The 12371-nt window shown below is 65.7% G+C and carries 10 protein-coding genes and 1 pseudogene; 4 read left to right on the top strand and 7 right to left on the bottom strand.

Features of this window, described 5'->3' with window-relative positions:
• The first annotated feature begins 83 nt into the window (after positions 1 to 83).
• Positions 84 to 911, top strand: coding sequence for an aldo/keto reductase (locus ACI0FO_RS19935; protein ID WP_416029432.1), 828 nt, complete (start codon positions 84 to 86; stop codon positions 909 to 911).
• Between the two features lie 60 nt (positions 912 to 971).
• Here ACI0FO_RS19935 and ACI0FO_RS19940 read toward each other — a convergent pair whose 3' ends face one another.
• Positions 972 to 1169, bottom strand: coding sequence for a hypothetical protein (locus tag ACI0FO_RS19940; protein WP_416029434.1), 198 nt, complete (start codon positions 1167 to 1169; stop codon positions 972 to 974).
• Positions 1166 to 2341: a PepSY-associated TM helix domain-containing protein gene (locus ACI0FO_RS19945; RefSeq protein ID WP_416029436.1), complete on the bottom strand. Its 1176-nt coding sequence runs from the start codon at positions 2339 to 2341 to the stop codon at positions 1166 to 1168. The genes ACI0FO_RS19940 and ACI0FO_RS19945 overlap by 4 nt, the downstream gene beginning before the upstream one ends.
• Before the next feature lie 245 nt (positions 2342 to 2586).
• Here ACI0FO_RS19945 and ACI0FO_RS19950 point away from each other — a divergent pair, with 245 nt between their 5' ends.
• Both ACI0FO_RS19950 and ACI0FO_RS19955 read left to right on the top strand, forming a co-directional pair.
• Positions 2587 to 3303 (top strand): metallophosphoesterase, encoded by a 717-nt coding sequence (locus ACI0FO_RS19950; RefSeq protein WP_416029438.1) that lies wholly within the window; start codon positions 2587 to 2589, stop codon positions 3301 to 3303.
• A gap of 192 nt (positions 3304 to 3495) precedes the next feature.
• Positions 3496 to 3639, top strand: coding sequence for a hypothetical protein (locus ACI0FO_RS19955; RefSeq protein ID WP_416029843.1), 144 nt, complete (start codon positions 3496 to 3498; stop codon positions 3637 to 3639).
• 238 nt (positions 3640 to 3877) lie between these two features.
• Here ACI0FO_RS19955 and ACI0FO_RS19960 read toward each other — a convergent pair.
• Together ACI0FO_RS19960 and ACI0FO_RS19965 are read right to left on the bottom strand one after the other, a co-directional pair.
• A pseudogene (locus ACI0FO_RS19960) lies at positions 3878 to 6031 on the bottom strand (penicillin-binding protein 1A); the annotation flags it as partial.
• 225 nt (positions 6032 to 6256) lie between these two features.
• Entirely contained in the window at positions 6257 to 7075 is an 819-nt protein-coding gene (locus ACI0FO_RS19965; RefSeq protein ID WP_416029440.1) for an AraC family transcriptional regulator, read from the bottom strand.
• 166 nt (positions 7076 to 7241) lie between these two features.
• On the opposite strand from ACI0FO_RS19965, the gene ACI0FO_RS19970 reads away from it, so the two are divergent.
• Positions 7242 to 8525 carry an MFS transporter gene (locus ACI0FO_RS19970; RefSeq protein WP_416029442.1) on the top strand — a complete coding sequence of 428 codons (1284 nt, stop codon included), beginning with the start codon at positions 7242 to 7244 and terminating at the stop codon, positions 8523 to 8525.
• 12 nt (positions 8526 to 8537) lie between these two features.
• On the opposite strand, the gene pgaD is transcribed toward ACI0FO_RS19970, so the two are convergent.
• From pgaD to pgaB, 3 genes are read right to left on the bottom strand one after another with little or no spacing between them, the layout of a single operon-like run.
• The gene (gene pgaD, locus ACI0FO_RS19975; RefSeq protein WP_416029444.1) at positions 8538 to 8984 is read right to left on the bottom strand and encodes a poly-beta-1,6-N-acetyl-D-glucosamine biosynthesis protein PgaD; all 447 of its coding nucleotides are present in this window, start codon (positions 8982 to 8984) and stop codon (positions 8538 to 8540) included.
• Complete coding sequence (pgaC, locus tag ACI0FO_RS19980; RefSeq protein WP_416029446.1) at positions 8981 to 10318, bottom strand: poly-beta-1,6-N-acetyl-D-glucosamine synthase; 1338 nt, start codon at positions 10316 to 10318, stop codon at positions 8981 to 8983. Before pgaC ends, pgaD begins: the two co-directional genes overlap by 4 nt.
• Complete coding sequence (gene pgaB, locus ACI0FO_RS19985; protein WP_416029448.1) at positions 10315 to 12351, bottom strand: poly-beta-1,6-N-acetyl-D-glucosamine N-deacetylase PgaB; 2037 nt, start codon at positions 12349 to 12351, stop codon at positions 10315 to 10317. The genes pgaC and pgaB overlap by 4 nt, the downstream gene beginning before the upstream one ends.
• Positions 12352 to 12371: the final 20 nt, after the last annotated feature.

Raw genomic sequence — 12371 nt, forward strand, 5'->3', positions numbered from 1 at the left:
GGTAAGCCGGGCTGTGCCCAGGATTGCGCGACCTGGCGCATATTCGCCGCGCCGGTGTCGCGGTGCAAGCAACGGAGGGTCTTATGGCGAAAGTACCCGCAGTGAAATTGAACGACGGTAACAAGATCCCGCAACTGGGTCTGGGCGTTTGGCAAGTGCCGGACGAGCAGGCCGCCTCTAGCGTGAAGGAGGCGCTGGCGGCCGGTTACCGCTCGGTGGATACCGCGGCCATCTATGGCAACGAGCAAGGGGTGGGCGTCGGGCTGCGAGCGGCCGGCGTGGCGCGCAAGGACCTGTTCGTGACCACCAAGCTATGGAACGATCGGCACGGCTACGACGACGCCCACAAGGCGATGGACGAGAGCCTGGAGAAGCTGGGCCTGGCCTATGTGGATTTGTATCTGATCCATTGGCCGGTGGCGGGCAGCACGAAATTCCTGGACGCCTGGCGTGCCATGGTCGAGATGAAGGAAGACGGCCGCGCCCGTTCGATCGGCGTATCCAATTTCACGCAGGCCAATCTTGAGCGGCTGATGGAAGCGTCCAAAGTGGTGCCGGCGGTGAACCAGATCGAGCTGCATCCGGGCTTCGCTCAGCGCGAGCTGCGGGCATTTCATGCCAAGCACGGGATCGCGACGGAATCCTGGAGCCCGCTGGCCCAAGGCGGCATCACCAAGGAAAAGGTCATCGTGGATCTGGCCAAAAAGCACGGCAAGTCGCCGGCACAGGTAACCCTGCGATGGCACTTGCAAAGCGACCTGATCGTGATCCCGAAATCGGTTACGCCCGCCCGCATCCGTGAAAACATCGACGTTTTCGACTTTGAATTGTCGGGGGACGACATGGCGGCGATCGACGGCATCAAGGAAGGCGCGCGCCTGGGGCCGGACCCGGAGCGCTTCGGCAAATAAGGCCGGCAAGCGCAAACCGGCGGGGGGCGCGGGACCCCCGCAACCCCTCTGCCTGACGGGCTAGTGCTTCAGCGGGAAGCCCCAGTAACGCACGATGACCACCAACAGGGCGGTCAGGGTGATCCAGGAGGCCCAGTGCCAGCCGCCCGTGCCAAGCAAGGCAGCCAGCAGGCCGAACACGCTCAGTGCGCCCAGCAGGATGGGCACGCCCCAGACGAACATGAAACCGCGGCCACCTTTGTTTTTCCGGGCGTTCATGCGGGAGTCCTTTGCGGGGTGGCGGCGGCTTGGTGCTTTTTCACGAGTTCGTTGATGCGCGCTTCGGTGGCGCGGCGGCGCGCCACCCACAGGTAGAGGCCGCTGACGAGGACCACGATGGTGATCAGGTCCAGCAGCGCCCAGATGATTTTCAGGGGCAGGCCGGCGTAATCGCCGAAGTGCAGCGGGCGGGACACTTCAAGCGCGGTCAGGTACCACGGCATCTTGGCCACGGTCGTCAGCGCGCCGGTTTTTCCGTCCACCAGGACCGGCGTGTTCAATTTGGACGTCAACGGCGTATCGCCGCGCATCCAGGCAATGTAGTGGTGCGGGCTGCCGAAGGCGTTGCCGGGAAAGGCGATGAACGACACTTCGTTGCCCGGCAGGGCTTTTTTCGCCGTGTCGGCGGCCAGTTGGGCCGATGCCAGTTCCGTCGGCACGGTCTGGCCCTTGTAGGGCTCCAGGATGCGCACGAGTTCGGTCGATTGCCACAGGCGGAACAGCGGCGTCGACAATTCGTTGATGACGCCCGTGACGCCCACCACGAACGCCCAGACCAGCGTGACGATGCCCAGCAGGTTGTGCAGGTCGAGCCATTTCAGGCGCGAGGACCGCGCGGCGCGAACGGTGCCGAACTCCAGCTTTTTCATGAACGGGCCGTACAGCACGACGCCGGACACGATGGCCACGCAGAACAGCAGGCCCATGAAGCCCAGGAACAGTTCGCCCGGCAGCCCCGCGAACAGGTCTACGTGCAGGGCCAGCATGATGCCCATGAAAGAGAACTTGTCCTCGGTATAGAGCGGGCCCTCGAGCAGCACGTCACCCGTGCGGCCGTCCATGCGAATCGCGTGCCCGGACGCTTGGCCGTCGCCCGGTTTCTTGGCCATGCCCACCCAGACCTGGGGTTCGTCCGGGTCGAAGAACAGGTAGTCGATCACTTCGCCGGGATACATGGCCTTGGCGCTTTCGACAAGCTTGTCCAGGTGCGCCGGCGGCGTGTTGGCCGGCACGTCCGACAGAGGCTTGGCGTCATCCAGCCAATGTTCGATCTCGTGGTGAAACACCAGCGGCAAGCCGGTAAGACAGATGATGAGCAGGAAGATGGTGCAGACGAGACTGGTCCATTTATGGATCCAGTACCAAGTCTTGATGGTGGAGGCGGCTGTCATGGCGACGGCAAAAGGCGGCCTGCGCGGCCCCCTTTCAGTTATTAGTTGGGAAAGTCGGAACATTATCACGAACAATACCGATTCTCGTAACGCAATATTTTGACCCCGATGGCGAGGGGGGCGCAAAGCCGCCCGGCAGGAAAGCGGGTTAAAAAGAGGGGTCAGGTTTCAACAGGCAGGCATCGCCACGGCCAGGAGCGGGAACGGATCCGTCCCCCTTCTTGGCAGGTGGTTTTCGGATCATCATGGAGCAGCGATTTCTAAAAATCCCGCGCAATGAACGCGGCCGCGATTTTGCGGTGGGCGACGTGCATGGGCATTTTTCCCGTCTACAGGAAAGTTTGGACCGGCTGGGTTTCGACCCGGCGCGCGACCGGCTGTTTTCGGTCGGCGACCTGGTCGATCGGGGCCCGGAAAGCGAGGCCGCGCTGGAATGGCTGGCCCAACCCTGGTTTCATGCGGTGCAGGGCAATCATGAAGACTATGCGATCCGCCATGTCCGCACGGGGCAAGTGGACGTCATGAATTGGCGCGGCTATGGCGGCGGCTGGTTCCTGGACCTGCCGCCCGACCGGCAGGAGGTTTTTGCCGAAGCGTTTGCGCGGTTGCCCATTGCCATCGAGGTCGAGACGTCAACCGGCGCGGTCGGTTTGCTGCATGCGGATTGCCCGGTGCTGTTCTGGCCAAGGCTGGAATCCGCGTTGCAAGACCGCTACAAGCGCACCAGTGCCGCGTGCCAATGGTCGCGGGAACGCTTGCGGCAAATGGACAGGACGTTCATCAAGGGCGTGCGGGCGGTGGTGGCGGGGCATACGCCAGTGGCGGCGCCGCTGCTGCTGGGCAACGTTTATCACATCGATACCGAGGGGTGGCGGTCGGGCTATTTCACGTTCCTGGACCTTGAGTCCCTGCTGGCCTGGCCGCGCGAGGTGGTCACCGAGCTGGCTACCGAGGAAGAATAGGCCGCCGGCCGTTATTGGCCGGTGCAATGACGAAGGGCGCCCTGGAGGCGCCCTTGGCGTTTGCGGACGGCGCGCGTCAGAGCGGCCGGGCCGCCACGGGCGCGGAGGTGGTGACCGCGCTGGCGCTGACGCCATTGCCGTCCAGATTGATAGCGGCGGCCCCTGCGGCAGGCGATCCTGCGGCAGGCGATCCTGCGGCAGGCGATCCTGCGGCAGGCGTCCCTGCGGCGGGCATGTTGTCCGCGCGGGGCGCCGGGATCGGCATCAAGGGCGCCTGGACGGCGCTGTTCGGGTTCGACGGCGCCAAGGCTGCGCCAGGAGTCGGCAGCGGCTTGACCGAGGTGTCGACGCCGTCGGTGGAGCGGTTGTTGTTGAGGAAATCGGTCAGGGCATCGCCCGAGGACAAGTCCAAAGAGGCGACGGCCTGGCCCGGCGGGAATTCCGAGAAGTAGTACTCGCCGTTCTCGACCAGCAGCCCGTCCGGGCGCGGCGCCTGCTTGGCGTCCGGCACGCCCTTGAGCACTGGCTGCATGAAGTCCAGCCAGGTCGACAGAGCCAGGCCGCTGCCGAATTCATTCGTGCCAAGTGATTTTGGCTGGTCGAAGCCCATCCAGACCGTGGTGGCCAGCGCGGGCGTGAAACCCGAGAACCAGACATCCACGGCTTCGTTGGTGGTACCGGTCTTGCCGCCGACGTCGTTGCGCTTGAGCACCTGGTGCGCGCGCGCCGCGGTGCCGCTGGTGGTGACGCCGCGCAGAATATCGTCCATGACCCAGGCGGTGCGCGGATCAATGGCGCGGGCGGCTTCGTCGCCTGCGTGGACGGGCTGCGCCTGCATCAGCACTTTGCCGGAACGGTCGGTCACGTGATCGACCAGATAGGGCGTGACGCGATAGCCGCCGTTGGCGAAGACGCTGTAGCCATTGACCACCTGCAAGGGCGTGGCGCCGCCGGCACCCAGCGCCAGCGGCAGCACGGCGGGCCAGCGCGACTTATCGAAGCCGAAGCGGGTCAGGTAGTCCTGTGCGTACTGCGGCGAGATGGCTTGCAGGATGCGGATCGACACCATGTTCTTGGACCGGTACAGGCCCTGGCGCAAGGTGAGCATGGGCTCGTACTTGTTGCCGTCGTTCTTGGGCTGCCAGTCCTTCGAGCCGGTCTGGGCCGCCGTCAGCATGAACGGCTGGTCCGAGATCTGCGTGGCGGGCGTGAAGCCGCGCTCCAGCGCCGCCGCGTAGACGAACGGTTTGATGTTGGAACCGGGCTGGCGCCAAGCCTGGGTCACCCGGTTGAAGGTGCCGCGGTTGTAGTCGAAGCCGCCGATCATGGCGCGGATGGCGCCGTCCTGGGGCGCCATGGACACCAGCGCCGCCTGTAGCGCCGGCATGTTGATGATTTCCCAGCCCTCCGCGTCCTTGTCGCCGGTCTTGTGGATGTAGACCACGGAACCGCGGCGGATGCGCTGGCTGTCGCTGGCCTTCGGGTTCAGGGCGCGGGCCACGACGGCCAGTGCCTTTTTGTCCGAAATGGTGATGATGTCGCGACCGCTGCGGGCCACTTTCACTTCCGTGGGGCTGGCCGCCAGCACCACGGCCGCCAGCAGGTCTTCGCTGTCGGGCGCCTTGTCTTGCACGCCGTCCAGGATCTCGTCCAGCGCTTGCGGGTCGTTTTCCACGCCGTCGGGGAGGTCAAGCTGGTCTTCCGGGCCGGGGTAGACCGCGCGGCGCGTGTAGTCCAGCACGCCGTCGCGCACGGCGCGATAGGCGGCTTCCTGGGCCTTGGAATCGATCGTGGTGTAGACGTCGATGCCTTTGGAATAGGTCTCTTCCTGGAATACGCCGTACATCAGCTGGCGCGCCAGTTCGGCGGGGTAGTCGCCATGCACGGCGAAGCCGCGTGCGCTGGTGCCGTCCGCGCCGCGGATCGTCAGGCGCTGCTTCAAGGCTTCATCGGCCTGCTCGGGCGTCAGGTAGCCCAGCGTCTTCATGCGGCCCAGCACGTAATGCTGGCGGATTTCGGCGCGCGGAAAGTTGGTGATGGGGTTGAAGCGCGACGGGGCCTTGGGAATGCCGGCCAGCATGGCGGCTTCGGCCGGGGTGACCTCCGACAGCGGCTTGCCCAGGTAGGTGCGCGAGGCCGCTGCGAAACCATAGGCGCGGTGGCCCAGGTAGATCTGGTTCATGTAGAGCTCGAGGATCTGGTCCTTGCTGAGCTCGTTTTCGATCTTGAAGGTCAGCAGCAGTTCGTAGAACTTGCGCGAATAGGTCTTTTCCGACGACAGATAGAAGTTGCGCGCCACCTGCATGGTGATCGTGCTGCCGCCTTGCGACTTCGAGCCTTTGACGACGTTGGTCAGCACCGCGCGCGCGACGCCCATCCAGTCCACCCCGCCGTGGCTGTAGAAGCGGTCGTCCTCGGCCGCCAGCACCGCCTGGCGCATCACGGCCGGGATCTCGTCGAAGCGCAGCACGTTGCGGTGCTCTTCGCCGTATTCGCCGATCAGTACTTTATCGGCCGTATAGATGCGCAGCGGCACCCGCGGACGGTAGTCCGTCATGGCGTGCAGGTCGGGCAGGCTGGGCCAGGCCAGCGCCAGGGCAAGACCAAGCAGGACGGCCCCGCACACGCCAGCGCCGGCCGCGGCGATGCCCGCTTTGACCAGGATTCGTTTCCAGGGAAGGCCCGATTTGCCGCCCGGGGTGGCGGAGGATTGCTGGGGGGTGCTCATTGCAGGCGATTCTAGGACAGAACGCTATAGACCGGCCATGGCGCAATAAGGTTTCAGTAACCAAAGTTGCCGGGGAGCGGTGGGGGGCGTATGCCACGTAAATACAGGGACGGGGTCTAGGATACGCGCGGCGCGGCTTTTACGCGCGCGCGCATCGGAATGCGCTGTGAAATGTATTGCGCGCGGTGACAAACGGCAAGGCCGGTTGCACGCTTTTGTCGGAATTCAGCGTCGGTTCAGCGCATCGGCGTCTTGCAGGTACCGTTGCGGCGGCGCGCCTAGTGCCCGGTGGAACATTGCGCTGAATGCGCTGGGGCTGCGGTACCCCAGGTCGGCTGCGATTCGCGCTACCGGCACCCCCAGCGACAAGCGGCACACGGCGTCCGCCAGCCGCACCTGCTGCACCCACTGCCGATAGTTCAGGCCCAGTTCGGCCTGGAACAGACGGATCAGGGTGCGGGCGCTGGCGCCCACGTCGTTGCCCCAGTCTTCGATGCTGCGTTGCAGGCCCGGCTGGTCCAGGATGGCCATGCAGATGGTTTGCAGGCGGCGGTCGCGCGGCCAGGGAATCTGGATGGGCACCACGCGGGCGGCCGCCAGTTCGGACAGGATCAGGGTGGCGACCTGTTCTTCGCGGCCGCCCAGCGGGTAATCGGCCGGCGCCGCCGTCAGCGCCAGGATCAGTTCGCGCAGCAATCCACTGACTTCGACTACCTGGCACTGCGGCCAATAATCCGCGGCGGCCTCGGCCTGTATGTAGAGCGAACGCATGGACACCGCGCCGACCATGTCGACCCCGTGCGGCACGCCCGCCGGCACCCACAGCGCGCGTAGCGGCGGCAGCGCCCAGAAGCCGCTGGGCGTGGTGACGCGCATGACGCCGTCGACCGCATAGATCAACTGGGCGCGGGGATGGGAATGCGCACCGGTTTGCGCGCCCGCCGGGAATTCCTTGGCCATGGCCGTGACCGTGCGCGGCAGGTGCTGGTAATCCAGGGCATTGATGCTGCGGGCAGCATCCGGCAAAGGCGGGCGGGTAGGCACGAGTGTCACTTCCGACAAAAGGATGAGGCGAAACCTGAAAGCGCCGTAGCCGTATTTTGTCACTTTCGCGACGAAAATTGGCAGATCTCCGGGACGCTGGATTCCTACACTGTCCTCTGGTCCCCGGCATGGCGCCGGGCCGCCCGGACCCTTTTGCATGCGCACCATGAATTCTGCCCAGAATCCTGTCGCCGGCGTCACGGACGCCACGCTTTCCACTCCCACTCCCACTTCCACGCCGGCAGCGGCGCCGGCCGCGTCGGACCCGTCCACCGCGTTCAAAGTGCTGGGCGCCATCAGCGTGGCGCATCTGATGAACGACATGATCCAGTCGATCCTGTTGGCCATCTATCCGATGCTGAAAGCGTCGTTCAGCCTGTCGTTTGCGCAAATCGGGATGATTACGCTCGTCTATCAGCTGGCGGCGTCGCTGCTGCAGCCGTTCATCGGCTTCTACACCGATCGTCATCCCAAGCCGTATTCCTTGCCGGTGGGCATGGGTTTCACGTTGGTGGGCCTGCTGCTGCTGTCGGTGGCGCCGTCGTTCGGCTGGCTGCTGGCGGCCGCCGTGCTGGTGGGAACGGGATCGTCCGTGTTCCATCCGGAATCGTCGCGGGTGGCGCGCATGGCCTCGGGGGGGCGGCACGGTCTGGCGCAGTCGCTCTTTCAGGTGGGCGGCAACGTGGGGTCGGCGCTGGGGCCGCTGCTGGCGGCCTTGTTCATCATTCCGCACGGGCAGGGCAGCGTGGCGTGGTTTTCGCTGGCGGCGCTGTTCGGCATCGTGGTGCTGACGGGCATCGGGCGCTGGTACAGCGCCAACCGCGTGCGGCTCAAGCCGCGCGCGCGCAGCGGCGGGGCTGGCAACGGCTTGTCGCGCAACCAGGTGCTGGGCGCGCTGACCGTGCTGGGCGTGCTGGTGTTTTCCAAGTACTTCTATCTGGCCAGCTTGAACAGTTATTTCACGTTTTACCTGATCGGCAAGTTCGGCTTGTCGGTGCGCGAGGCGCAGCTGTACCTGTTTCTTTTCCTGGCCGCGGTGGCGGTCGGCACAGTGGTGGGCGGGCCCATCGGCGACCGCGTTGGCCGCAAGATCGTGATCTGGGCGTCCATCCTGGGCGTGGCGCCGTTCACCCTGATGCTGCCCTATGCGAACCTGTTCTGGACCGGCGCGCTGGTCGTCGTGATCGGCATGGTGTTGGCATCGGCGTTTTCCGCCGTCGTGGTCTATGCGCAGGAGCTGGTGCCGGGCAGGGTGGGCATGATCGCCGGGCTGTTTTTCGGCTTTGCTTTCGGGATGGGCGGCGTGGGCGCCGCGGCGCTGGGCAAGCTGGCGGACGCGACCAGCCTGGGCTATGTGTACCAGGTGTGCGCGTATCTGCCGTTGCTGGGTGTGGTGGCGATCCTGCTGCCGAATGTAGAGAAGCCCCGGGCCGGCAACGCCCGGGGCTGAAGGGAAGCGCCGTCAGCCCGCTTGCACCGAGCGCAGGCGGGGTTGGCTTTTTTCTATCTGCTGGATATCGCCGTCGGGCCCATGGTGGATGATTGAGACCTGCGCCGCGCGCAGCTCCGCAAGCTGGGTGGCCGTGACGGCGAAGCTAAGCGCCAGCCGGTGGTCCGAAAGCGGCCGGATCGACTTGCGGCGGTCCTTGCCGCCGAAGCGGCGGTGGTTGTAGACCGCCCAGGCCACCAGGATGGCGGCGTTCGCCACCGCCAGCAGTCCGTAACCCCAGAGCGTGCGCACGGTGGGCAGAAAGACGGGCCACAAGGCCACGTCCGGCCCGCCCGCCGCGGCGCGCAGGATCGCGACGATGCCCGATCCAAACAGGTAAACGAAGGCGAACCAGCCGACGGCGGTCAGCAGCAGGTCGACGAGGTAGCCCGCGCGCGAGCGTTGCGTGGTGATGATCATGATGCGTCCGGTGATTTGATGCCCCGGTCCGGGCTGGTCCAGCGCGCGCGCCGGGCCTGCTTGCGAAGCATGACTTTGGGAAAACTGACCAGCGTGGTGAACAGGGTGACCATCCAGTAGGCCAGCGGATACCAGATGACCCAGTACAGCGCGCGGGTCAGGCCGGGTTCATAGCGGCGGTCGATCAGGATGCTGACGACGAATTGCAGCAGGCACACCATCGCCAGCATCATGCCGGTGAAGGCGGGCGGCATCAGGCTGGCGATCTGCATCTGGTTGGGCAGGGCGACGAACTGGCTGACCACCCATAGCAGCACCGAAACGGCGAACGCGAACGCCCAGGCGGTGGACAGGCAGAATTCCGCCACCAGCGGCCACAGCCGGCGATGGCGCCAGCTCCAGATGGAACGCAGGTTCTTCAGGAAGACCTCCGCGCCGCCTTGGGCCCAGCGCAAACGCTGCTTCCACAGTCCGCGCAGCGTTTCCGGCATCAGGATCCAGCACAGCCCGCGCGGTTCGTAGAAGATCGACCAGTGATCGCGCTGGAGTTTCCAGCTGATGTCGATGTCTTCGGTGATCATGTCCAGGCTCCAGTAGCCCACGCGGTCCAGCGCTACGCGGCGGAACGCGGCCACCACGCCGGATACGGTGAACACCTGCCCGTAGACGCGCTGCGTGCGCTTGATCAGGCCGATGATCGACGAGAACTCGCCCACCTGGATACGGCCGATCAGCGTGGAGCGCGTGCGGATGCGCGGGTTGCCGGTGACGGCGCCCACGCGCGGATTGTCGATCAGCGGCGCCACCAGATACGCCGCGGCATCCGGGTCCAGCACCGCGTCGCCGTCGATGCAGACCAGGTATTCGCTGCGGGCGGCCAGCGCGCCCATGCGCAACGCCATCGCCTTGCCCTGGTTCTGGGCCAGATGCACGACGCGCAGTTTCGAGTGCGATGCCGCCAGCCGGTCCAGCATGGCGGCGGTGCCGTCGCTGGAGCCGTCATTGATGGCGATGACTTCGATATGCGGATAGTTCTGGCCCAGCGCGGCCAGCAACGTTTCTTCGCCGTTGGCGGCTTCGTTGAAACACGGCACCAGGATGGACACCAGCGGATCGCCGGCCAGCGCGGGCGGCTTGCGGTCCTTGCCCCAGGTCCAGTGCCGCTCCCAATGCCACCAGAAATAGATGCCGCCAGCCATCCACATGCCGGACATGAAGAGCGGGTAGAAAAAGACGAAGCCCAGCAGCGCTTCTCCGGTCAGCATCAACGTGAAGCCGAACGGCGCGCCGAGCACTGCGCAAAGGATTATCAGGGCGAGCAGACGATCGATCATCGGAGGGGATACCAGGCTTCGGAGATGGCGGGCCGGATGCCTTGCAACCGGGGCTGGTCTTGCGAGAAGTCATCGGGGTAGTAGCCGAAACTGAGCGCGCCGCGCCGTTGCAGGCGCTGCATCCAGCCGGCCAGCACCGCGGTGTCCACCGGCGCGCCCTCGGGCTGGCCGGGGCCTGCGCGCCAATCGCGGCTTTGCAATTCGAATACGGTCTTGCCGAGCGCGCCCGGGCGGCTGGCGACGGCGTCCACCATCGAATCCAGCCAGGCGTTCTCGCGTCCCTTGGGCACGTTTTCCATCAAGGGCATCGCCATGGGGGCGGTCCAGTCGTATGCGCCCAGGAAGTCGTCCAGATTCTGCGCGAACCAGGTCTCGGACTCGGGGTTCAACACGGGTTGCGCATAGATGTTGCGCGCCGTTTTGATCTGCGGGCCGCGTACCGCCCGCACGCGTTGCGCGAGGTGCGCAGTGAAGTCCACCAGCGCCCGGCTTTTGAACCGCGTCCAACGTTGCAGGGTATCCGGATCCGCGCGCAGCGCCGCGATGCTGTCGGGCAGGCCGGCCGCGCGGTACGCGGCAAGCGCCCCGGGGCTGGCGTCCTCGAAATCGGACAACAGGGCGTCGTCGTGGAACAGCACGCCGTCGAAGATCGCGTAACGCGCCAAGTCTTCGTACAGGTCGCCGATGCGGGCCCGCACCGTAGCGTCGAAGGGGGACAGGCGAACGTATTGATCGGGGTCGGGCTGCGCGGGCGTTTGCGCCTCCGGCTCCCAGCGGGTGACGCGCGGCAAGGACGGATCAAGGTCGAACGCCAGCACCGGCATCCAGGCGTAGACCATCACGTTGGCGCGATTATGCAATTGCCAGGCCGCGCGATTGAAAAGGTCTGCGCGCATCGGCAGCCAGCGGTTGGGAAAGTACACCGACTTCACCAGACCGTCGCCTTCGGGGTCCGCATAGGCCTGCAGGAAAACGGTGTTGATCTGCATGTCCAAGATGCGCTGTACCAATTCGCCCAGGTTGCGGTCCGTCTGTGCGGGATCGGGGTCGTAGACGTAGTCCAGATCAATGTGGGCCACCCGCATGAAAGGGTTTGCTTCCATGCCGATGACGCTGTTGGCGAAGGGCTTTAACGCGGGGTCGCTGGACAGCAGCAACCGTGGGGTGGACATCAGGCGGCTTAGCCGGCCTGCGCCGTCTTCCAGCGTTAGCGCCAGTTCATAGCCGTGTTCACCCGCGATGCGCAGCGTGGAACCGCCTTCCGCCCCATAAGGCCAGACCCACACGCGGGGCGCGCGGCCGGTTGCGCGGCGGATTTTTTCGGTGATGGCGGCCACGTCGCGGCCCATGCGGGCGTTGAACTCGGCTTCGGTCTCGTACTGGCGCGTCTGCGCGTGGTAGGCGCGGATGGCCGCTGCCGGTTCGGTATTGCCCTGGGGGTTGGCCAGCGCGCCGTAGTGGGACGCGTTGGTGTGCGCGGCAATCTCCACCAGACCGGATTTCGAGATCTCGCGGATTTCGTCCCAGTTCAAGAAGCGCTTGCGCGCCTGGGGGCTGCCGCCGAAGTCCACCGGCTGGTCGGCCGGCGTATCCATCCAGACACCGACGGGAGCCAGCAGCGCGGGCCAGCCGTAGGCTTTCAGAATGGGCAGCACCCGGGTGTAGAAGCTGCGGTAGCCGTCGTCGAACGACAGCAGCACGGCGCGGTCGGGCAGCGGCTTGCCGCCCTGGCGCGCCGCCAGGATCTGGTCGACGGACACGGCCTGGTAGCCGTTGGCGCGCAGCCAGGCCAACTGGTCGACCAGCCGGTCGGTGCGAACGCTGAGAAAGCCTTGGTCGGGGTCCTGGTCTTCAACGTCGTGATAGGCCAGCGCCAGGAACTGGTCCGGCTTCCAGGGCTGTTCGGCGGCGGCCACCGGGCGTTCGGCCGGCGGCGTGTAGACGGGGATGTCCTTGGCGCAGGCGGTCAACGCCAGGATGACCAGCAGTAGCAAGCCTGCCAGGATCAAACGGGTAGGGGTGTTAAGCGGCATGACGGGTTCCGGGTCCGGGT

Source organism: Achromobacter marplatensis, assembly GCF_049060505.1.
GTDB classification, from domain to species: Bacteria; Pseudomonadota; Gammaproteobacteria; order Burkholderiales; family Burkholderiaceae_B; genus Achromobacter; species Achromobacter marplatensis_A.